At 69.9% G+C, this 22,182-nt stretch carries 16 protein-coding genes and 1 pseudogene; 11 read left to right on the forward strand and 6 right to left on the reverse strand.

The genetic code is table 11. The annotated features are described in order from the left end of the window. Positions 1–54: 54 nt before the first annotated feature. Positions 55–1,083 (forward strand): LacI family DNA-binding transcriptional regulator, encoded by a 1,029-nt coding sequence (locus OG599_RS27135; RefSeq protein ID WP_327178584.1) that lies wholly within the window; start codon positions 55–57, stop codon positions 1,081–1,083. Positions 1,084–1,300: 217 nt separating this feature from the next. On the opposite strand, the gene OG599_RS27140 is transcribed toward OG599_RS27135, so the two are convergent. Further along, positions 1,301–1,678 (reverse strand): VOC family protein, encoded by a 378-nt coding sequence (locus tag OG599_RS27140; RefSeq protein WP_327178585.1) that lies wholly within the window; start codon positions 1,676–1,678, stop codon positions 1,301–1,303. A gap of 241 nt (positions 1,679–1,919) precedes the next feature. Here OG599_RS27140 and OG599_RS27145 point away from each other — a divergent pair, with 241 nt between their 5' ends. The 3 genes from OG599_RS27145 (at position 1,920) to OG599_RS27155 (ending at position 4,264) form a co-directional block, all read left to right on the forward strand. Then, on the forward strand, positions 1,920–2,189 hold the full coding sequence (locus OG599_RS27145; RefSeq protein WP_327178586.1) for a hypothetical protein: 270 nt from the start codon (positions 1,920–1,922) through the stop codon (positions 2,187–2,189). Between the two features lie 169 nt (positions 2,190–2,358). After that, positions 2,359–3,417 carry a vWA domain-containing protein gene (locus OG599_RS27150; protein WP_327178587.1) on the forward strand — a complete coding sequence of 353 codons (1,059 nt, stop codon included), beginning with the start codon at positions 2,359–2,361 and terminating at the stop codon, positions 3,415–3,417. 109 nt (positions 3,418–3,526) lie between these two features. Then, positions 3,527–4,264: a DUF4328 domain-containing protein gene (locus OG599_RS27155; protein ID WP_327178588.1), complete on the forward strand. Its 738-nt coding sequence runs from the start codon at positions 3,527–3,529 to the stop codon at positions 4,262–4,264. Between the two features lie 142 nt (positions 4,265–4,406). Here OG599_RS27155 and OG599_RS27160 read toward each other — a convergent pair whose 3' ends face one another. Continuing rightward, positions 4,407–4,967 carry a hypothetical protein gene (locus tag OG599_RS27160; protein ID WP_327178589.1) on the reverse strand — a complete coding sequence of 187 codons (561 nt, stop codon included), beginning with the start codon at positions 4,965–4,967 and terminating at the stop codon, positions 4,407–4,409. A 150-nt stretch (positions 4,968–5,117) separates the two neighbouring features. Between OG599_RS27160 and OG599_RS27165 the strand changes: the two genes are divergently transcribed. The 4 genes and pseudogenes from OG599_RS27165 (at position 5,118) to OG599_RS27180 (ending at position 7,840) form a co-directional block, all read left to right on the forward strand. Next, a complete protein-coding gene (locus OG599_RS27165; RefSeq protein ID WP_327180207.1) occupies positions 5,118–5,570 on the forward strand; it encodes a flavodoxin family protein in 453 nt (150 codons plus the stop codon). Positions 5,571–5,646: 76 nt separating this feature from the next. After that, positions 5,647–6,900: an MFS transporter gene (locus OG599_RS27170; RefSeq protein ID WP_327178590.1), complete on the forward strand. Its 1,254-nt coding sequence runs from the start codon at positions 5,647–5,649 to the stop codon at positions 6,898–6,900. Positions 6,901–7,090: 190 nt separating this feature from the next. Continuing rightward, positions 7,091–7,198, forward strand: a pseudogene (locus tag OG599_RS27175) (LuxR C-terminal-related transcriptional regulator); the annotation flags it as partial. A gap of 189 nt (positions 7,199–7,387) precedes the next feature. Beyond that, positions 7,388–7,840, forward strand: a complete 453-nt coding sequence (locus OG599_RS27180) for a DUF6188 family protein (protein WP_327178591.1) — start codon at positions 7,388–7,390, stop codon at positions 7,838–7,840. An 881-nt stretch (positions 7,841–8,721) separates the two neighbouring features. On the opposite strand, the gene OG599_RS27185 is transcribed toward OG599_RS27180, so the two are convergent. The 3 genes from OG599_RS27185 to OG599_RS27195 form a co-directional block, all read right to left on the reverse strand. Beyond that, positions 8,722–10,254, reverse strand: a complete 1,533-nt coding sequence (locus OG599_RS27185) for a hypothetical protein (RefSeq protein ID WP_327178592.1) — start codon at positions 10,252–10,254, stop codon at positions 8,722–8,724. 448 nt (positions 10,255–10,702) lie between these two features. After that, a complete protein-coding gene (locus OG599_RS27190; protein WP_327178593.1) occupies positions 10,703–12,418 on the reverse strand; it encodes an ABC transporter ATP-binding protein in 1,716 nt (571 codons plus the stop codon). After that, positions 12,415–14,175: an ABC transporter ATP-binding protein gene (locus OG599_RS27195; protein WP_442809713.1), complete on the reverse strand. Its 1,761-nt coding sequence runs from the start codon at positions 14,173–14,175 to the stop codon at positions 12,415–12,417. The genes OG599_RS27190 and OG599_RS27195 overlap by 4 nt, the downstream gene beginning before the upstream one ends. 518 nt (positions 14,176–14,693) lie before the next feature. Between OG599_RS27195 and OG599_RS27200 the strand changes: the two genes are divergently transcribed. Then, positions 14,694–15,698, forward strand: coding sequence for an Lrp/AsnC family transcriptional regulator (locus OG599_RS27200; protein WP_327178595.1), 1,005 nt, complete (start codon positions 14,694–14,696; stop codon positions 15,696–15,698). Between the two features lie 118 nt (positions 15,699–15,816). After that, positions 15,817–17,364, forward strand: a complete 1,548-nt coding sequence (locus OG599_RS27205) for an MFS transporter (RefSeq protein WP_327178596.1) — start codon at positions 15,817–15,819, stop codon at positions 17,362–17,364. A gap of 211 nt (positions 17,365–17,575) precedes the next feature. On the opposite strand, the gene OG599_RS27210 is transcribed toward OG599_RS27205, so the two are convergent. Continuing rightward, positions 17,576–19,612 carry an AfsR/SARP family transcriptional regulator gene (locus OG599_RS27210; RefSeq protein WP_327178597.1) on the reverse strand — a complete coding sequence of 679 codons (2,037 nt, stop codon included), beginning with the start codon at positions 19,610–19,612 and terminating at the stop codon, positions 17,576–17,578. 952 nt (positions 19,613–20,564) lie between these two features. Here OG599_RS27210 and OG599_RS27215 point away from each other — a divergent pair. After that, positions 20,565–22,157, forward strand: coding sequence for a tryptophan halogenase family protein (locus tag OG599_RS27215; RefSeq protein WP_327178598.1), 1,593 nt, complete (start codon positions 20,565–20,567; stop codon positions 22,155–22,157). Positions 22,158–22,182: the final 25 nt, after the last annotated feature.

Raw genomic sequence — 22,182 nt, forward strand, 5'->3', positions numbered from 1 at the left:
CTCGGGCCCCAAGTTGCTGATTTGTTATCTCTGTTGGCCAATTGTTCGTGCCCTATGCTTCTCACCATGCGCGATGACGAGAACGTGGGCCGCATCACCCTTGCCCAGGTGGCCCAGCAGGCCGGCGTCTCCATTTCGACAGTTTCGAAGGTGCTCAACGGCAGACAGGACGTTGCGGCGCCGACCCGCGTCAAAGTGGAACGCCTGCTGGAGACGCACTCCTACCGGCGGACGACCCGGTCCGCCCGGGAGGCCCCACTGATCGAGCTCGTCTTCCACGAGCTCGACAGCATCTGGGCGATGGAGCTGATCAGAGGTGTGGAGAACGTCGCCAAGCTCCACGGGGCGGGCGTGGTGCTCACGGAGAGCGGCACCCGCCACTCACCCAGCCCCGAGTGGATCGAGGGAGTGCTCCAGCGGCGTCCGCTCGGCGTGGTGCTGGTCTTCTCGGCACTGCCGGTGGAGTTCAAGCAGCAGCTGCGGTCCCGGTCGATCCCCTTCGTGATCATCGACCCGGCCGGCGACCCCGAACCGGACGTGCCCTCGGTGGGCTCGGCGAACTGGAGCGGCGGCCTCGCCGCGACGCGCCACCTCATCGAGCTGGGCCACCGCCGGATCGGCATCATCACCGGCCCCGAGGACATGATCTGCTCCCTCGCCCGGCTGGACGGCTACCGCTCCGCGATGAGCATGGCCGGCCTGGAAGCCTCCTCCGACCTGGTGCTCTACGGCGACTTCCACGTCGAGGGCGGCTACGACCGGACCATGGAGCTGCTCGCCCTGCCCGACCCGCCCACCGCGATCTTCGCCGGCAGCGACCTCCAGGCCCTCGGCGTGCTCGAAGCGGCACGGGTCAGCGGACTGCGCGTCCCGCACGACCTCTCCGTGGTCGGGTACGACGACGTGCCGATCGCCCGCTGGTCCAGCCCCGCCCTCACCACCGTCCACCAGCCGCTGCGGCAGATGGCCGAGGAAGCGGTCCAGATGCTGCTGCGGATGCGTGACGAAGCTCCGATGACCACGCGGATGGAGCTCGCCACCAGCCTGGTCGTGCGCAACAGTACGGCCGCTCCTCGCGCTTGAGGAACGGCCGTACGGGGGAGCGGGGTCCAGGTCGGCGAGCGTCGGAGTAGGCGCGGACGTCGGCCACGCTCCACCAGCTGCCCGCGGAGGCGGTGAGCGTCGTCCGGACGTGACGGACCTGGCGGTGCGGGAGTTCGACGGTGGTGAACTGCCCGGCGCCGCACGAAGGTGCCGATACGACGGTTCCGTACAGCGGTGCCGGGGCGCGGGCCCGGGGTCAAACCGCGGTCAGCGCGAACCCGTGTCCGGCCGGATCGGCGTAGTACCGCGTGTCGTGGACCCCGCCGTTGTTCCTGGCCTCCACCGGAGTGGCGCCGAGACCGATCGCCTCCCGCTCGGCCGCGTCCATGTCCGCGCGCTCGACCCGGATGAGCACATGGGCCTGCTGGGAGTCGTCCGGGCGGGGCCAACTCGGCGGTGCGTAACCGAGATCCCGACGGATCGCCAGATGCACCCCCGCCTCCCCGACGACCTCCACGTAGTCGTTGCCCCGGCCCGGCCTGGACTCGGCACCCAGCAGCCCGGCGTAGAACTCGGCCAGTTCCATCGGATCGGCGCTGTCGAGCACGAGAACCAGGGATTTGTGAACTGCCATGCGAGGAACTCCTCTGCGGAGATCGGACCGAACGGACATGCGGGCCCCGGGGCTGCCGCCCGCTCCCTCGGCTGCCTTGCCGACGGATCGCACACCCCGCGACCACCGGCGGCCCGCACACCGTGTGCCCCCGACCGGACGGGGCAATCCGCCTGCCGGGACGGGAGTTCGTCCCGTGACGCCGGTGTCGCCCAAGCTCAACGCCGCGTCTACGGGCTCCCGTTCGGGGCAGGATCCGTGCATGGCATCGAAGAGGCATGTGGCTCTGGCCCCCCGCGCGCTGCGGCAGTTGCGGAGGGTGCGCTCCGTCTACCTGGTGGGCGCCCTGCTCTCCCTGCTCGGGCTGCTCACCCAGGAGGGACCCGCGGCGACGGGCGGCAGGCAGGCGGTGATCGCGGCCGTGCTCCTGGGGGTGTTCACCTTCCTGCTCGCCGTGACGCTCGTACAGCTGTGGCGGCACGCGCGCACGGCGCACTGCGGCACCGCCCGGAAGCTGACCCGGTCCGTCTGAGTCTCCGCGTCCCCAACCTCACAAGCTCTTCTAGCGCGGGGGCCTACCCGTCGGACACGGGCGCGCGCGCACTCCTCGTCCGGCTCCCGGCCTCGATGTCAGTGCCTCCTCCTAGGGTTGGAACATCGCTCGGGGAGCCGCTCGGGGGCCTTTGAAGGGGAGTGGAAGCGTGTCCGGAAACAGGATCCAGCACAAGGTGAACCACGTCGCGCTGGTCGTGGACTGCTCGGGTTCGATGCACCCGCACCAGGGTCAGCTCGTCCGTGTCGTGGACGAGTTCGTGGCGGGGCTGAAGGCCGAATCGGACAGCCTCGGCCACGAGACGCGGATCAGCCTCTACTCCTTCGACCACAGGGTGGAGAACCTGGTCTGGGACATGGACGTGAAGCATCTGCCGTCCATGCGGGGCCTGTACAAGGTCAACAACGGCGCCACCGCGCTCATCGAGGCGTCGCTGAAGTCCCTGGAAGACCTGGGCCACATCTGGGAGGAGTACGGCGAGCACAGCTTCCTCCAGATCGTGGTGACGGACGGCGAGGAGAACGCCTCCGGCGGCGACCGGCGGCACGACGGCGACATGACCATCCTCGGCCCCTGGCTCGACAGGATCACGGCGAAGATGGGCGGGCTGCCGGGCCACTGGACCTCCGCGATCCTGGTGCCGAACTCCCTGGCCAAGCGGACGGCCCAGAACTACGGCTTCCCGGCCGGGAACATCGCCATCTGGGACGCCGACTCCAAGGAGGGCGTCGAGGAGGCGATCGGCACCGTGCGCGCCGCCGCCACCAGCTTCCTGCGCGGCCGTGAACAGGGCGTGCGGGGCACGAAGAACCTGTTCGCCGTGGGCCAGGACATATCGGTGGACCAGGTGCGCGCGAGTCTGGAACCGATCGCGGCCGACAAGTACCGCCTCCTCAAGGTCGACCAGGAGATCGATATCCGCTCCTTCGTCGACTCCCACCCGGGCGTCTCCTACCAACGCGGCTCCTGCTACTACCAGTTGGGCTCCCGCGTGCAGGTCCAGCCGGACAAGGAGGTCATCGTGGTCGAGAAGGACACCGACCGCGCCTACACGGGCGACGCCGCGCGCGGCATGCTGTTCGGGACCGGCGTCCGCGGGACCGTCTCCGTGAAGGCGGGCACCAACCCCCGGCTGGAGGTGTACGTGCAGAGCCGCTCGGTGAACCGCAAGCTCAAGGCGGACACCCGCCTCCTCATCATGCTCTGAGCCACTCCGCTCAGAACCGAATGGACGTTCCATCGTGCGGGGGCGTACGTTCCCTCTGCCCGCACTAAGCGGGCCACTCTCTCATTCATTCGTCCGGGGGGACCTTGTCGTGTCCGAATTCGTCGCATCTCCACAGCAGCCTGCCTGGCCCGGGGCGTTGCCGCCCCAGCCGCCGCGCGCCCCTGAGGGCCTGCTGAAGGCCGTCGTCGCACTGCTCGGCCTGGTGGCGCTCACCGACCTCTTCGCCGTGTTCGCCGACCTGAGGGTGGCGAACACGGTCGGCGGCGACGAGAACTTCTCCGTCGTCGCCGCCGAGGATCTCGACGCGGTGGACAGCCTCTACGGGGTCGCCGCTCTGATCCAGGTCGTCGCATACCTCGCCTGCGCGGTCGTCTTCATCATCTGGTTCTTCCGGATGCGCAAGTACGTCGGGGCCCTGGCGCAGGACGCGTTCGAACGCGGCGCCGGCTGGGCGATCGGCTCGTGGTTCGTCCCGATCGGGGCGCTGTGGATGCCGTTCCGCATCGCCCACCAGATGTGGAACGCCGCCACCCGGACCCTGGGCTCCGAGCCCGCTCGGTACCCGTCCGCCTGGCCGGTGCGGCTGTGGTGGAGCCTCTTCGTCCTCTCGGGCCTCGCCGGACGGTTCGCGAGCGGCTACGACATCGACGCACCGCTCGGAGACATCAGGAGCGCCGCTCTGCGGACGGCGGTCTCCGACGGCCTGGACATCGTCGCGGCCGCCGCCGCGGTGTACTTCGTCATACGCCTGATGGCCCTCCACCGCCGCCCGACCCCGGAGTTCGGCCACCCCACCCCGGTCCAGCCGGGCTACCCGGCGCTCTGACCACGGGACCCGCTCCAGGGCCCTGACCTCGGGCCTTGGAGCGGGGTGCCTGCTCAAGGGACTTGTTCAAGAAACTTGCTCAAGGGACTTGGCCAAGGAACCTGCTCAGGGGCTCGGCCAAGGACTGCGGCGAAGGCTGCCGTCAGTGGCCGGCGGCGGCCTTGACCAGGGCGACGGCCAGCCCGATCGCGGCGTCGAGCGCACCGGCCAGCAGGGCGACCGCGGTGCCGTTGCCGAGCCGGACTCCGCCGTACCAGCCCCAGCCGAACAGACCGGCCACGCTGACCCCCGCCGCCGCGAACAACGCGGTCTCCAGGTACATCACGTCCAGAGCCGCGGCGCCGATCAGGATCAGCGGGCCGACGGCGGAGAGCAGCAGCGGGCTGCTGACCCACAGCATCCGCCGCAGCTCCGCCCGCGTGGCGATCCGGCCGTGCACCGTGCGGTGGGCCTGTTCGTCGGCGACGAGCGTGGCCAGCCAGAGGCCGATGGCGGCAGCCGCCACACTGGCCGCCGCCCCGGTCGGGGAGGGGTGCTCGGCCGCCGACAGGCCGATCACCACGGAGATCATGGTGATCGTCGCGTACAGCCGCTCCTTGAGCCAGCCGAGCCGGTCGGCGGGGTGCTCCGTGTCCTTGCCCGCCGCGCTCCCGGAGGCGTCGGCCGGGCGCGGTCGGCGTCCCTCGGTACTGTCGTGGGCCATGCGGCCAGCGTAGGTTTCGGGGCGCCCGATCCGGCGGCCCGTCGGGGTCGTGTCTTCGGGGGCGGGGCTGGGCTGGGCTGGGCGTACGCGACCCGGCGGCGGCGCGCCCCGCTTGCGGCCGGGCGGCAGCGGAAGGCAGGGTTCGTGGCTGTGGCCACCCTGCTGATCGTCCATCACACACCCTCGCCGAACTGCCAGGCGCTCTTTGAAGCCGTCGTCTCCGGGGCATCGGCCGACGGCATCGAAAACGTCCGCGTCCTACGGCGCGCGGCCCTCTCCGCGACCGCGTCCGACGTACTCGCCGCAGACGGCGTCCTGCTCGGCACCCCGGCGAACCTCGGATACATGTCCGGCGCTCTCAAGCACTTCTTCGACCAGATCTACTACCCGTGCCTGGACGCGACGCGCGGCCGCCCCTTCGGCTACTGGGTGCACGGCGGAAACGACGTCACCGGCGCCGTGCGCGGAATCGAGTCGATCACCACGGGCCTGGGATGGCGGCGTACGACCGACGCCGTGACGGTCACCGGGGAGCCGGCCAAGGCCGACCTCGAAGCCTGCTGGGAACTGGGAGCGACCGTCGCCGCGGGCCTGATGCCCTGACCCTCCGGACGCGCCGCCCGCGAGAGCGCCCGCCAGCAAGGTGTACGTTCGTACGCTTCGGCGCTAGGGTCTCCTCATGACTGTCGACGCCATACCGGTCCGCCGTCCCGCCGCAGACCGGCGGGCCCGTGCGGCCGTCGCCGTGCTGTTCCTGACCAACGGGGCCCTCTTCGCCAACCTCCTGCCGAGGTATCCGCAGATCAAGGCCGAACTCGGCATGACCAACGCCGTCTACGGCCTGGCCGTGGCGGCCTTCCCGACCGGGGCCCTGGTGGCCGGACCGGCGGCCGGAGCGCTCGTCCGCAGGTTCGGCTCGGCCCGCGTCGCGGTCGCCGGCACGCTGCTGACCGGTGCGGGCGTCCTCGCCGCCGGTCTCGCCGGCGTCGTACCGCTGTTCGCGGCGGCACTGTTCCTGGCCGGAGCGATGGACGCGATCACGGACGTCGCGCAGAACGCGCACGGCCTGCGCGTACAGCGCCGCTACGGCCGGTCCATCATCAACTCCTTCCACGCGATCTGGTCGATCGGCGCCGTCGCGGGCGGCCTCATGGCCGCCGGAGCCATGACGCTCGGCCTGACGCGCGGGCAGCACCTGACCGTGTCGGGCTTCGTCTTCGCCGTCGTCGCCTGCTGCGCCCTGCGCTTCTGCCTGCCCGGCCCGGACAACGAACGCCCGGACAACGAGCGCCCGGACAACGAACCGGCGTCCGGCGCTCTCCCGCCCGAGTCGGCCCGCTCCTCGATCACCGCCCGGCGCGGCACCGCGTACGTACTGGCCGCCCTCGTCCTCATCGCGACCGCCGGCACCCTCGTGGAGGACGCGGGCAACTCCTGGGCCGCCCTCTACCTCTCCGATTCCCTGCGCGCCTCGGCGACGCTCGCCGCGACCGGTTACATCGCCCTGGTCGGCGCCCAGTTCGTCGGCCGTATCATCGGCGACCGGCTCGTCGACCGCTTCGGCCAGCGGGCGGTGGCCCGCACCGGCGGCCTGATCGCCGCGTTCGGCATGGGCCTCGCACTGGCCGTGCCCACGCTGCCCGGCACCGTCCTCGGCTTCGCCGCCGCGGGATTCGGGGTGGCGACCCTGGTCCCCGCCGCCATGCACGAGGCCGACAACCTCCCCGGTCTCAAGCCCGGGTCCGGACTGACGATCGTCTCCTGGCTCATGCGCCTGGGGTTCCTGGTCTCCCCGCCGATCGTCGGCCTGGTCGCCGACGCCACGAGCCTCCGGATCGGCCTGCTGGTGGTTCCGCTGGCCGGAGCGGTCACCGTCCTTCTCTCCGGAGTGCTCCAGCCCCGCCGAGCCCCCGAAACGGATGCCGCCGCGTGAGCGCGAGCGGCGGGCCGGCCCGCCTGGAAGGCGCACCCGAGTCCCGTACCACCCCGCCCCGTCCCCTCGACGTGGAGGCGGCCTTCCCCGCCCTCGCGGCCCACCGGCGCACCGCCACCAGGATGCACCCCCGACCCGGCACACCGACGGTGCGGGACAGTTCCGTGGCGGGCCCCGTGCTGTGGCCGGGCGCGAAAGCACCGTCAAAGCACATGCCAGCCGCATCCTGACCGCCCTGAACGTCACCAACCGAGTACAGGCAGCACTCCTGGCCCGCGACGCCGACCTCACCCGCTGACACACCCCGGCACTCGGCTCAGCCGACCTGTCCCGTCGCATCGGAGCTGTTTCTGCATCTTGGCCCGAGTTGCTGGTTCGCCAAGTGGATCGAGAACACACCTCGCCGAATTCTCAACAGACGTGGCTTCGGCGGAATCCCTGATGACCGTCACTCGCCCTCGGCTGGGCCGTACACCATGGTGAGGTGATGAGCACCGAAACTGAGCCGGTCGAACACGATGACCGGTGGATCTTGAATCTCCGAGGGCGGGGCGTTGCTGGGATCACTGTCGACCACCGCCTCACGCTGACCCTCGACGGATGTTGGGAGGTCGCACTCGAAACGCCTGCTCGGCTCTCATCCGGGCCGGCCCACACCAATCCCGGCGTGCTTCTGGTGCCGGAGACTCAGGACGTGGCCGCAGCCCTCCCTCTCTTCGGGACGAAGGTCGTCTCGGCGGTCGCCTTCAAGACCGGTGCGCTTCGGATGGTGTTCGAGGACGGCACGCATCTGACGTGTCCAACCGATGCGGCGATCGAGGCGTGGCGGATCACAGGACCTGGAGGATGGCAGTTCGTATCCCTGCCGGGAGGCGACCTCGGCGTCTGGTCCGCCTTCGCGGCAAATGAGAAGCCGCAAGGCCGGTCCGCAGTGCGTTGAGGATGTGCAGGCTGGAGTGCGACGGGACAGAACCGATGTGGGAGCCGGAGGCAGGGGTGATCACCTCATGATGCGAGGTGCCTTCGACGAGGCCCCTTTGACCGCACTCTTCCCTCTCCTGACACCTGCGGATGTGGACTCCTTCAATCAGGCGGCCCGCACGGTCGACACGGCTCGAGCAGCTGGAACAACGGCGGATTGGGAGTGGGCCCTGGAGCATGCCACTTTCCCCGGCACACAGCTGGGGACGCCGATCGTCCTTGGGCTGGATGTCATTGAGCGCGCTGAGGGAGGCGACCAGCTGGAGTTCCTGCTTCAGGTGGTGTGGACCGACCAGGGCCAGCTCGCGGTCGATGCGGCGGTGAATGTGGCCTGCTGGTGCGAGACCGACCACGCTACCCATGACGTCGACGTCCTGAGGACCGTGGTCGGCGAGGAGACTTCGTTGACCGATGCATTCCGTGCCGGCGCTGGACGCCTGACTGGCTGGCCGATCCTCACGGCGCGGACCACTGGCGTGCCGAGGCGGGTCCACCTCCCAGGCGGATCAACTGAAGGTCCGGTGCTGGGCAGGAGTTGCGGATTCCGAAGAGGCAGGCCAGGCCGTCGTAGGCGTTGCCCCTGTCGAGGAAGAGATCGATGTTGCCCCCCCCATACAGCGTCCTCGTCGTCGGGACCCCATAGGCGGGCCCCTCGTCGGCATTCGATCATTCCGCTCACGTCGGTCGACATGGAGTGATCCCGCCTGTGCAGGCAGGAGTCGGCACCTCTGTTTCGCGGACTCGCGCGCTACCGGTCGAGTAGGAAGCCGGCCGCCCCACCGAGGCCTCGACTACGGCCCCCAGCACGCTCCACTCGCCAACTGAAGCACTCAGAGGTCGTCACACGGCGGCGGAGCAGACGAGGATTCGGCCGTCGCGGGTCCCGACGAGGAGCCGGCCCGATGGGGTGACGGAGAGCGCCGTGGGGATGACGGACACGTCTCCGAGGGTGAGGTGGTATCGCCGGAGCACGGTGCCGTCGGCGAGGCTGAGAGCGACGATCTCGCCGCCGTCGTAGGCGGTGAAGACCCTGCTCGCGTCGGCGGTCAGCGCGGTAGCGGAGCGGTCGGTGCGGAATACCCATCGAGGTGACCCGTCCGAGGCTTCGCGTCGGACGACGAACGAGTCACCGGGCCGACGCCGCTGCCGGAAGACCCTGCCCGCGTGGACCAGGCTCCCGTCGGCGGCCTCCACGCCGGGCCCACCGAAGTGTTCTTCCTCGGGAACCCAGGAATAGGGGAACAGCCGTCGCACGTCCTCTCGCGCCGGCTCGACCGGTCGGCCAGACCCTCGTCCGGACTTGAGCTCGGCCGTGGCCACCCAAGGGACTCCGGGGTGTGAACGCCGAGTGCCCGCCTGCTTCACGTAGGACAGGAACCAGGTGCGGCTGGCGTTCCGGACGCGCAGGGGAGTTCTGCCGGAGACGGGTACACCCTGGACCCAGTACCCGGCGGGGGCGAGGGCCGGTTCACCGTCCGCCGCACTCGACAGCGATACGTAGCCGGACGGTGCGACCTGGTCCACTTGCGCACCGTCCGCCAGAGACAGCCGGACCACGGACTGCGGGCGCCGGTCGTGTCTTTCGGGGCGTACGAGAGAGACCCAGGCTGAGCTCTCGTCCCGGGCCACGGCAATCTCGCGGCCCCCTTCTTCGTCCGGGACGGCCCATGCCCGTTCCCCCGACGGAAGCCAGCACTCCAACTGCACTCCGCCGAGCGTGGCGAGGATCCGGCCGTCCGAGAGTTCCTCCACTGCCTGAACAGCGAGACGGGGCTCCCAGTCCGGCCCGAGCTCGGTCACCAGCCGATACGCGGCCGCCCTGCCATCGGGACGGGGCGCCGGCACTCGGGGGCCGGCCAGCTCGTTGGGCGTGATGGACCTGGGCGGCACCAAGCTCCAGTCGGACCGGCGTACCACGGCGGTGTGACCGTGCGTGTGCGCCTCCTTGTCCTGCCAGACATCAGACGGGGCCATCAGCATGCGAAATCGCTGCTCGTCGAGCCACTCCAGGTCCAGGACCTGACGCCCGTCCCCGTGCTCGAAGGCCGAGATGGACGTTCCCGTCTTCAGGTTGAGCAGAAGCAGGTCACCGCAGAAGAAGTACCCGCCGTCGTAGGAACCAGTTCCGACGGCGAGCAACGGCAGGGTGGGGTGGAAGGCCATCGCTTGGACTCCGAGGCGAGAGCGGATCTGTGCGCGGCAGGACAGGGTGGCGGTGTCGTAGATTCCGACTGTCGGGTGATCGGAGGAGCCGTGCGTACCCGCCACAGCGAGCAGCTCCCTCCGTCCGTCAGCCACGGCAAGGGCGGGGTGGCCGATCTCGGCGAAGGAGCGGTCGCCAAGAATCCGGTCGATGGAGAACGAGTAGGTCATGGGAGCGATCTTCGCAACGCCCTGCGCAGGACAGAAATGAAATCCCGGCCTACGAGCCGCCGGCGACCTCGGCCCACAGGCGCAGCCGTGGGCGGCGGCATGCACGCCCAGGCGTGACGCTCAAGGTGCCAGCTCAAGCGCTCACTCGCCAAATGAGGCGCTCAGTCACCGTATGTGATGCCCGCCGTTGGAGGCTCCGCCTTCAGTGTTCGAGGTCGAGGTGGTCGACGTCGTTGATCTCCACGTCCGGCAGTCCCGTGGCGCGGCCACCGCCCGTCCGCAACCCAACCCCATGGCGGCCAGCCCCACGACCCCACCTGACAAAGCCCTACCGGCCCTTGCCACCGACCGTGTGACGGTGGGGAGCCGAACGGCCGGAGGGGTGGTGGTGTCGGCGGATCCGCCGACACCACCACCCCTCCGGCCCGAGAACCACCCCTGCGCCGGCTCAGTCCCCGGTCACGGCTGCCATGGAGATACTCCAGAAATCGGCGTAACGGCCGCCGCGGAGCAGCAGTTCGTCATGGCTGCCCTCTTCCACGATCCGGCCGCCCTCCAGGAAGACGACGCGGTCGGCGCGTTGGACGGTCCGCATCCGGTGCGCCACCATCACCACCGTCCGGCCCGCCATCAGGCGCTCGATGCCCTCGTGGACGGCTGCCTCGTTCACCGGGTCGAGTGCGGAGGTCACCTCGTCCAGCAGCACGATGGGCGCGTTCTTCAGCAGGGCTCGCGCGATCGAGACCCGCTGGCGTTCACCGCCCGACAGGAGTGCGCCGCCCTCACCGACATGCGCCGCCCAGCCGCCGGGCAGTCGCTCGATCACCTGGTCCAGCCTTGCCGCGGTCGCCGCCGCCCGCACCTCGGACTCCTCGGCGTCGGGGCGGCCGAGACGGATGTTCTCCTCGATCGTGCCGTCGAAGAGGTACACGTTCTGGAAGACGATGGAGATCTGCTCCATCAACACGTCCGGGTCGATGGAGCGCACGTCCACACCGCCCACGCGCACCACGCCGGCGTCGACGTCGTAGAACCGCGCCAGCAGTTGGAGCAGGGTGGACTTGCCCGTGCCCGACGGTCCGACGACGGCAAGTCGCTGGCCCTGCGGTACGGACAGCGACATCTCGTCGAGCACCGTGCGGTCTCCGTGCCGGAACACGACGGACTCCAGCTCCAGCTCGTGGCTCACCGGCCGGATCGGGTCGGTGGCCTCGGGCAGCGGCTCGGCGCGCAACACCGCGTCGAGTCCCGCCAGTACGGAGCGTGCGCCGCGGAGTTTGCCGCCGGTCTCCGACAGCGACAGCAGTGGATCCGCGCAGCGGGCCGCCAGTACCAGGATCGTCAGGACCTCCGCCACCCCGATGTCTCCTCCGAGTGCGAGGTAGGCGCCGAGGACCAGCAGTCCGGTGAACATCGCCTGCACCGTGAGCGTCAGGCCCAAGGTGCCGGGCAGTGACGACACGGTGGCCCGCCGGGACGCTCGCTGCACTCCCTGCAGTGCGTCGTCCAGCAGCCGGAAGCGCTCGTTGGTCCGACCGCCGGCCCGCAGTACGGGCTGGGCCTGCAGGAACTCGATGACCCGCCCGGTGGCCTCATGGTCGCGCTCGGTGCGCTCCGCGTCGCTGGCGGCCATCGCACGGCCCGTCCAGATCTGGATCGCCGCCACGACGGGTGCGGCGGCCAACGCGGCCAGCCCCAGCTGCCAGTTGAAGGCGAGCATCACGGCGACGATCGTCAGCGGGGTCACCGATGCCGAGACGAACGGGCCCAGCAGATGCGCGATCACGCCCATCGCCTGGAGTACACCGCGACTGGCCAGCACCGACACCTCGCCCAGACGGCCGGCGCCGTACCAGCCGATCGGCAGTTTCGCCAGATGATCGCCGAACCGGTGGTACAGGCCACGCAACATCCCGGCCGCGACCAGGAATCCGGACAGGTCGCTGAGGTAGCGCAGCACCGCGTAGACGGCGACCGAGGCCCCGAAGCCGATCAGCCAGGGCCAGGCGTCGCCGGGGGTGGTGCCGAACAGTTCCCGCAGGACGGGGACGAGCAGGGCGTAGGACAGACCCTCCACGACCGCGGTCGTCGCCATCAGGGCCACGGTGCGACGCAGCGGGCCCGCGTACTCGCGCCCCAGCACGTGCAGCAGCAGTCGGATCATCGACGTTCGTCTCCTTGCGGTACGCCACCGTGGGTTTCGGTCCCGCCGCCCGTCGCCGAATGGTGGGATTGCCAGAACGCGGCGAAACTGCCGCCCCGCGCGAGCAGTTCGGCGGGCCGGCCGCGCTCGACGATCTGCCCGTTCTCGAGCATCACGACGGTGTCGGCGTCGGCGACCGTCTCGAGCCGGTGGGCGATGACCAGCACCGTCCGATCGCCCTGGAGCGTCGCCAGCGCACGGCGCACCGCCTGCTCGGTCTGCGGATCGGCGAAGGCGGTGGCCTCGTCGAGCACGAGCACCGGAGTGTCGGCGAGCAGTGCGCGTGCGATCGAGATCCGCTGTGCCTCGCCACCCGACAACCCGGCGTCCTGACCGATCACCGACTCGTAGGCACGGGGCAGTTCGAGAATCCGTTCGTGGATGTTCGCCAGTTTCGCGGCGCGGACCACATCGTCGGGATCGGCGTGGGGGACGGCCAGGGCGATGTTCTCCGCGATCGTCGCGCGCAGCAGCCGAACGTCCTGGAAGACGAAGGAGACGGTCCGGTAGAGCTCCCGGCTGCCGAGTTCGCGCAGATCGACACCGCCCAGGACGATCGAGCCATGGGTCGGGTCGAAGAACCGCGGCAACAGCTTGACGAGCGTGGACTTCCCGCTTCCCGACGGCCCGACGAGCGCGGTGACCGTACCGGGTTCGAGCACCAGGTCGATTCCCCGCAGTACCTCGTGATCGTCCTCGTATCCGAACCGGACGTCGCGCAGTTCGACCCGGTGACCCCGCGGTACGCCGGGGTGCGCGGGCTCCGCCAAAGGCTGCTCCTGGAGCACCTCCTTGATCCGGCCGAGTGCGCGCCCGGCCCCCTGGAGGTCGTCGAAGCCGTGGCTGAGGGCTCCGATCGGGGCGGTCAGGCCCAGTCCGAGCAGCAGGAAAGGCAGGAGGTCGGCCGGGGCCAGACTGCCACTCGTGATGAGGGGCGTACCGCCGAGCAGGACGACCAGCAGCACGAACGGGGGCGACAGCACCATCTGGATCGCGGCGCCGATCCTGGCGATACCGCGCACCCACCGGTGGAAGATGGCGCCGAAGTCGTCCGCGGCCGTGAGGAACTTGCGGTGGGCGCGCCGGGATCCGCCGAAGGCCTTCACCACCGCGATGCCCTGCACGAACTCGACGACGGAACTCGAGATCCGTCCCATGCCGCCGTCGAACTCCTGTTGTTCGCGCTTTCGGGCCGGGGTCTCCATCAGGGGGACCAGCGCCACGGCGGCCACCACCGGCACCAGGGTGATCAGGGTGAGCCGCCAGTCGATGGAGAACAGGTAGATCAGCGACGCGAGGGGGACCACGAAAGCGGCGGTGAGCTCGGCGGGGGCGTGGGCGATGAGCGGGTGCACGGCACTCACGTCCTCGCCGACCACCTTGGCCAGTTCACCGGTCCGGCGGCGGGAGAACCAGCCGATCGGCACGCGTCCCAGCCGCTCGGCGAGTCGTCGGCGAAACGCCAGTTGTACCCGTCCGTCCAGGACATGCCCGAGGGCGGACGACGTGGCCGTGAGCAGCAGACGGACGAACAGGCCCACCGCACCGGCGATCACGACGTTCCAGACGTGGTCGTGGTCGATCGGGCCGGAGGACAGCAGTGTCCGCCCCAGTTCGACAACGGCCAGCAGCGGCGCCAGCCCCGCCAGGGCGCCGATGACCTGAAGTATCACCACGGCCGCGAAGCTCCGGGTGTACGGGCGCAGCAACTGCTTCATGTCCGTGCTCGGTTCCGCTGCGGGACCGGCATCCGGTAACGGTGCGGACCGCTCCAGCGCCTCCGCAGGGTCGATCGCGCTCATCGGGTTCCCTTCTTCTTGAAACGCGTTCGCATATGGACGAGATCCGCTGCGAGCGCCCGGCTCTTCGGCAGGCGCCGGTCCGGCGGACCGGGCGTGCGCGGCGTCCTCCCGACGACCTCCATCAGTGCCCGCGCGACGCGGTCCTCGAACAGCCGGTCGGGACGGCGGCGCTCCGCCCCCCGTTCGCCTGCCGTGCGCAGCGCCGTGGGACCGACACCCGTCGGGAGACCCGGTACGGAAACCCTCCAGTCGCTCTCCCGCTGAACACTTTCCACAGGCGTGTCCTTTCACGCGTCGTCGGCCGCGGCAGCGGGCGCCCGGGGCGACCGCGCCACCTTGGTGCCACGTGCCCTGCGATGTTCGCCAGTTCTGCGGGAAGACGCCAGACAGCTGCCCTCTAGTGCCGGATAGCGACGTCAACTAGCCTTCCGCAGATGGAATCCCATGATCTGGATGAGCTGGACCTCCGCCTCGTGCACGCCCTTCAGCTCGACGGGCGAGCACCGCTGAAGCACGTCGCCGAGGTCCTGGGCGTGTCCGATCAAACCGTGGCGCGACGCTATCGCCGGCTGCGCGGGAACGGGGTGATGCGGGTGCTGGGACTGCCCGACGCCGCCCGCTTCGGCCACATCGAATGGCTCCTGCGGGTCCGCTGCACCCCGGATACCTCGGGCAGTGTCGCCGCCGCACTGGCGCGACGGGACGACACCACCTGGGTGAGTCTCACCGCCGGCGGTACGGAGATCGTGTGTCTCACACGTGCCACGCGTCGTGCGGACGGCGCGTCGCTGTTGCTCCAGAAACTCCCGCGTACCCCCCGGGTGGTCGACATCTCCGCGCACTACCTCCTGCACACCTTCTTCGGGGGGCCCACGGGCTGGCACGGCAGGACCCGGGCCCTGACCGCCGAACAGGTCGAGCTGCTGCGGCCCCGGCTGCCCGAGCCGCCGCCGAAGGGAGTGCGCGTGCAGATGCGCGAGGGCGACAGCGACCTGTTCGCCGTGCTCGCCTCGGACGGCCGGGCCGGTCACGCCGATCTGGCCACCGCCACGGGCTGGTCGGAGTCGACTGTCAGGCGTCGGATGGAGTACCTGCGCGAGATGGGGGCGCTGTTCTTCGACGTCGAGATCGACTCGGCGCTCCTCGGGTACGAGACCGAGGTCATGTTCTGGCTCACGGTGCCGCCGGCGGATCTGGTGAGCGTCGCCGAAGAGCTGTCCCAGCATCCCGAAGTGGGCTTCACGGCAGCCACGTCCGGGCCGTCGAATCTGGTGGCGATCGGCGTGTTCCGGGACATCGACGCGTTCTACGACTACATGAGCACGCGGATCGGCGCGCTGAAGACCGTGAACCACATGGAGACCGCACCGGTGCTCCAGTCGATCAAACGGTCAGGACGTCTTGTTCCGACGAGGAGCCCACTTTTTCCTTCACGATAGTTGCCTGGTCATCGATTTCCGTCACTTCGCCCGCCGTACGTGGGCACAGGGGCGCCGCGCTCGGAAGCTGGGTCCCGTCGAACGGGCCCGTGGGCTCTCGGATGTGGAAGGAGCTCGTATGCGTAAATGGTGGCCCTTGGCAGCGATCAGCCTGGGAACCTTCATGCTGCTGGTGGACGTCACGATCGTGACCGTGGCGCTGCCCGACATGGCGAAGGATCTCGACACCACCCTCGCCGACCTCGAGTGGGTCGTCGACATCTACGCCCTGGCCTTGGCGGCCCTGTTGCTCGGGGTGGGCTCCTCCGCCGACCGGATCGGCCGCAAGAAGGTGTACCTCAGCGGACTGGTCGTTTTCACGGCGGCCTCGCTGGTGTGCGCCATCGCCCCGAACGCCGGGGTGCTGATCGCGGCCAGGGCGGTCCAGGGGCTCGGCGCCGCGGGCATGTTCGGTACGACGATCGCCCTGCTGGGCATGCACTACAGCGGCCGGGAACGCGGCGTCGCCTTCGCCGTGTGGGGTGCCGCCAACGCCGTCGCGGCGGCGGCCGGCCCGGTGGTCGGCGGTCTGCTCACCGAATACCTCGACTGGCGCTGGATCTTCTTCGTCAACCTGCCGGTCTGTCTGATCGCCGTCGTGATGACCGTGCGTGTCGTGCGCGAGGCGAAGTCCGCGGGCAGGCAGCGCGCGGACGTCCTCGGCACCCTCACCTTCACCGTGGCGAGCGGCGCGCTCACCTTCGCGTTGATCCACGCCCACTCCGACGGCTGGGGCGCGCCCCTCACGCTCGGCATGTTCGTACTCGCCGTGGTCGCGCTGGCACTCTTCCTCGTGGTCGAGTCGAGGCACGAGCACCCGATCCTCGACCTGTCCCTGTTCCGCAGGCCGACGTTCACCGGCATCATGCTCAGCGGACTGATCCTCCAGGGCGCGGCGTTCGCCTACCTGCTGTTCGAGTCACTGTGGATGCAGACCGTCCTGGGCTACGGGCCCGTCAAGGCGGGCCTCTACATCCTGCCCATGTGCGGTGCCGCGTTCGTGGTCTCGACGCTGGCAGGCAAGTTCGGCCCGTTCCCGGCCCGGACGACCATGGGAGGGGGGCTGGCGCTGATCGCTCTCGGCTCCGCGCTCCAGACGATGCTCGACGCGGGATCCTCGGCCGACACCATCGTGGCCGGGCTCATCGTGTCCGGTATGGGCGTCGGCCTGGTGACGCCGAGCCTGGCGGCGGCGGCGCTGGCCTCCGTGCCGCCCGAGCGCGGAGGCATGGCGGGCGGCGCGGTCAACACGTTCCGGCAGCTGGGCTTCGCGCTGGGCATCGCGGTATTCGGCGCGATCTTCCAGTTCCGGATCGAGAGCGTGCTCCGGGACGACGGCCGGGTGAACCAGGCGCACGAGACGGCCGTCGCGCTCAGTGGCGGACAGGCCCAGTCGATCATCTCGGGCTCCTCGGCCGGTGAACGCGTCGGGATGGAACATCTGGTGCGCGAGGCGTTCGCGTCCGGCCTGAACCTCATGCTCTGGGTGGCCGCCGCCCTCGGAGCGGTGGCCTCGGTGATCGCCTTCCTGACGGTCCGCCTGCCGGCGGGCGGCGCCGAGCAGCGGGCGGCGCCGACCGCCGGGGGCGCACCGGCGCGGGAGGCGCGGGCCGACGCCACGACGTAACGACCGTCCGACCGGACGCGCGGTCGGTGCAGGGCGAGCGTTCCGTCCCCCCGGCGCTCGCCGTCACCGACCGCAACACGCACCTGGACCGTGTGCCGGAAGTCCCGCCTGTCCTTTGGCGGACAGCGCTACTTCCGGCACACGGCCCAGGAGCCGCACAGGGCCGCAGCACCGGGGATCAGTCGTTCGCCACGTACCGTTCCGCACCGCCTCAGACTCTGGTCAGGGCCTGAGGCGAGGAGACGGGTTGCGGGGCGGCGCCGCGGCCGGCCGCCGCACCACTGAGTCCGCGCAGTTCGGTGAGGGTACGGGCGAGCGAGCGGGCCGTGGTGTCGTGCCCGTCGGCGACGGCCTGCCGGAACGCCGAGACGAGCCCGCTCTTCTCGGTGTCGAACCAGAGCAGGGCGCTGCCCGCAGCCACCTGACGCCCGTCGGCCAGGGCACGGCCGGCGGCGCGGGCCCGCATCAGCCACGCGGTGAGCGCCCGGTCGACAGTCCTGCGACGTTCGGCGGTGCTGCTCTCGGCCAGTGCGCACTCGTGCGCGAACAGGCGGATCACGGGTGGCATCCGATAGCGCAGCCGCCCTGTGCGCTCCGTCTCGCACACCTCCAGCAGCCGGGCGTCGACCAGGGTTTCCAGGAGGTCGTCCGCCTCCTCCTTGCCGGTCTCCAGTACGACGACCGCCAGCCAGCCGGGTATCTCCGCGGTGTGCAGCAGCGACAGCCGCCACAGTGCCGTCCTGGCCTCGGCGGCAAGATGCAGGTAGCTCGAGCGCAGCGAGCTCCGCACGTCGATGTCGGCGAGGCGCAGCTCGTCGAGCGGTCGCCGGTCGCCGTCGGCCAGCCTGCGTACCATCTCGGCCAGCGGCCAATGGGGTTTGGCGGCCAGCCGGCCGGCCACCACACGCACCGCGATCGGCAGCCGTCCGCATTGGGCCACCAGCGAGTCGGCCACCTCGTGCTCCGCCGCGACCCGGCCGGAGCCGACCACGCGGGACAGGAGGCCGAGCGCCTCGGCCCGTTCGAAGACGTTCAGCTCCAGCGACCGCGCCCCCTCGAGAGCCGTGAAACGCGACCGGGTCGTCACGATCACCCGGCTGCCCCCGGCTCCCGGAAGCAGCGGCCGCACCTGCCGCTCGTAGTGGGCGTTGTCCAGGACGATCAGGACACGATGCGCGGCGAGCACACTGCGGTAGAGCTGGGTGCGTGCCTCCAGCGTCCGGGGGATCGGTGCCCTGGGCTCGCAGAGCGTCTGCAGGAACCACTCGAGCACGTCGAAGGGATCCCTCGGGCGGTCCTGCGACCCGTCCAGGTCCGCGTATAACTGGCCGTCGGGGAAGGCGTCCAGACACCGGCGTCCGACGTGCACGGCCAGCGCGCTCTTGCCCACGCCGGCGGCGCCGGTGACCACGACCGGCGCCGCCCCGGCACGGTCGTCGCGCAGCAAGCCGCACAACTCGCGCAACTGGGGCTCGCGTCCCGTGAAGTCGGCGACGCCCGGAGGCAGCATGGCCGGCCGCACCCACGGCCGGGCCTGGACGCGGATCTCCTGGGGAAGGGCGGTGGGTGCGGTGAGCCCCGGGTCCCCGGACAGGATGGACTGGAAGACGTCGGTGAGCGCCGAACTGGGATCGACGCCCAGTTCCTCGGCGAGGATCTTCCGTCCGCGCTGGTACTCGGCCAGGGCGTCGGCCTGCCGGCCGACGCGGTAGAGCGCGGTCATCAACTGGGCGCGCAGCCGCTCCCGCAGCGGGTGGGCCTCCACCAGGCCGACGAGTTCGGACACGAGCGCGTCGTGGCGGCCGAGAGCGAGGTCGGCGGCGACACGACCCTCCAGTGCGGCCATGCGCGCCTCTTCGAGCCGGGGGAGTTCGACCCGGCTCAGGTGTTCCGTCACGCCGGCGAGCGTGGGGCCGTGCCACAGCGCGAGTGCCGTGGCCAGGTGCTCGGAGGCCTCGGCGTGACGGTGCGCCTTCAACGCGTCGTTGCCGAGCCCGGCCAGGCGCTCGAACTCGGCGTGGTCCAGGCCCGCGTCGGCCCGCACGAGCTGGTAGCCCGGCCGACGGCGCAGGATGGTCGCTCCGGGGGACAGCAGTTTGCGCAGCCGTGAGACATACGTGAAGAGCTGCTGATCGACCGTGGCGGGTGGCGTCGGCCCCCAGGTGACCTCACGCAGGTACGCGTCGGAGACGACGCGGTTGCCGGCCAGGAGAAGCGCGGCGAGTACTGTCTTCGGTTTCTCCGCCATCGGCGTGAGGTCCAGCCCCGCCTGTCTTATTCCGACAGGTCCGAGAACGCAGAATTCCACTCTAACCCCCTGGCGTGTGCACGGTCCGGATAAGTCGAAACGGTTCGGTGCCATGAGGCCGAGGCCACGGTCCCGACGCTACCAGCCGGAGATCGTCTCCCGAGAGGTATTCCCACATGTGATCCTGTGGGTTTTACACGGCGTGTGTTTCTCATCCCGCCGCCTGAGATATGCACCGATGCTCGGTCCACCGCCCGGCCCCGCACACTCCGTGGGACGCTTCTCGGAGCTTGCCGGGAATCAACTCGTCCGTTTGATCTTGCCTTTGTCGGGCTCGACCGACACGAGCAGCGCCGGCCGCGTCCCCGGGCCGAGGTCCGCCGCCCTCTTCCGGCAACCACCAGGACGACGGACGCGCCCCGACAGCACCTGGTCAGAGTTCGGTTCGGCGGCTCCGCGCGAGACCGTCCCGTCCCGCCCCCGACGCGGCGGCAACCCGATCCCACCATGCCCCGGCGATCCACCGGCCCAGTCGGCGCCGGTACGTCGCCCCGAGCCGAACCCCAGCTCCAGGGGCAGGAGTCGCCAGGCCGTGTCGTTGCGGAGGACGGGCAGGATGCCCTGGAGGCAGAGCCGGTCCGGCACTGGCCCCGGCCCCGGCGCCGCGACGGCCGCGGCGGCGGCAACGGCTCGACCGGAGCCCGCAACTCATCGTCCGCGATCCACGGTCGAGTACCCACACCCTCACGAACGGCCGGAATCACCACATCGGTAACACCCCGCCGGCCGACATCAACAAGATCGTGTCACGAGCTTCTGTCCCCCTGACCTGCACGGTATAGCGGCGATATGGTTCCTTTCCCTATCGGTATAGAGGCCGTCCGCAAGATATGGGCCTGAGCGAACAGCCGGGTGGACACCCCGCTGAACGAAATGCCGATGGGGGAATGCCATGAGCGACGGGCGAGTCAGAAGTCTGGTGATTCTCGGCGGGGGAACGGCCGGTTGGATGACGGCGTCGTATCTCGGGAAGGCGCTGCAGGGGGAAGTGGACATCACCCTGCTTGAAGCGCCCGCCATTCCGCGTATCGGTGTGGGTGAGGCGACGGTTCCGAACCTGCATTCCGCGTTCTTCGACTTCCTGGGGATTCCCGAGCACGAGTGGATGCGGGAGGTGAATGCCAGCTTCAAGGCGGGCATAAAGTTCGTGAACTGGCGCACGCCGGGACGTGGTGTCCCGCAGCCCCGCCCGCTCGGTGAGCGGACGGACACCTTCTACCACCACTTCGCTCACCTCAAGGAGCACGACGGAGTTCCGCTGCCGCAGTACTGGTACCTCAAGCAGCAGCGGGGTGACGATCCCGGGCCGTTCGACCGTGCCTGCTTCCCGGAGACCGCGGTCCTGGACGCCAACAAGGGCCCCTGGAAGGCGGACGGAACGCCGGCCATGGACTACGCCTGGCACTTCGACGCCGCGCTGGTCGCCGACTTCTTGCGCCGTTTCGCCACCCAGAAGCAGGGTGTGCGGCATGTCCAGGGCGAGATGGCCGAGGTGATCCAGGACGAGCGCGGCTTCATCACGGCCCTGCGCACGAAGGACGACGAACTCCTGGAAGGCGACTTGTTCGTCGACTGCTCGGGCTTCCGCGGCCTGCTGATCAACAAGGCGATGGGCGAGCCGTTCCTCGACATGGGGGACAGGCTGCTGTGCGACAGCGCGGTGGCCGCGTCGGTATCCCACGACGACGAGGCGAACGGCATCGAGCCCTTCACCTCGTCGATCGCCATGTCGAATGGCTGGACGTGGAAGATTCCGATGCTGTCGCGCTTCGGCACCGGCTACGTCTTCTCCAGTAAATTCACCACCCGCGACGACGCGACGCGGGAGTTCTGCGAACTGTGGGGGCTCGACCCGGAGAACACCCCGCTGAACCAGGTGTCCTTCCGGGTGGGCCGCAACCGCCGGGCCTGGGTGCGCAACTGTGTCGCCATCGGCCTGTCCTCCTGCTTCGTGGAACCGCTGGAGTCGACGGGCATCTACTTCATCTATACCGCCATCGAGCAGCTCGCCAAGCACTTCCCGGACAAGCGGTTCGACCCGACGCTGAGCGACCGCTTCAACCGTGAGGTCGAGAGCATGTTCGACTTCACGGTGGACTTCATCCAGACCCACTTCGCCTTCTCGCCGCGCACGGACACGGAGTTCTGGCGGGCCAACAAGAAGCTCCCGATCGGCGACGACCTGCGCGAGAAGATCGAGCTCTACCGGGCCGGGCTGCCGGTCAACCCGTACTCCGGCGGCGAACAGGTGCTCCACGGCACGTCCGAGCTCGGCAACAAGAACTTCTGGAACAACACCAACTACTGGTGCATGTTCGCCGGCCTCGGCTTCCTCCCCGAGCACGTGCTGCCCGCCCTGCGGTACAGACCCGCGTCGGTCGCGGGCGCGGACGCGCTGTTCGCCGACGTACCGCGCCGCGCCGCCGAGCAGGTGGAGGAACTGCCGTCCACGTACGACATCCTGCGTGCCCTGCACGGCAAGTAGAGCGCGGAGACCTTCCATGAACCGA

Origin of the sequence: Streptomyces sp. NBC_01335 (genome assembly GCF_035953295.1) — a bacterium.
Taxonomy (GTDB): domain Bacteria; phylum Actinomycetota; class Actinomycetes; order Streptomycetales; family Streptomycetaceae; genus Streptomyces.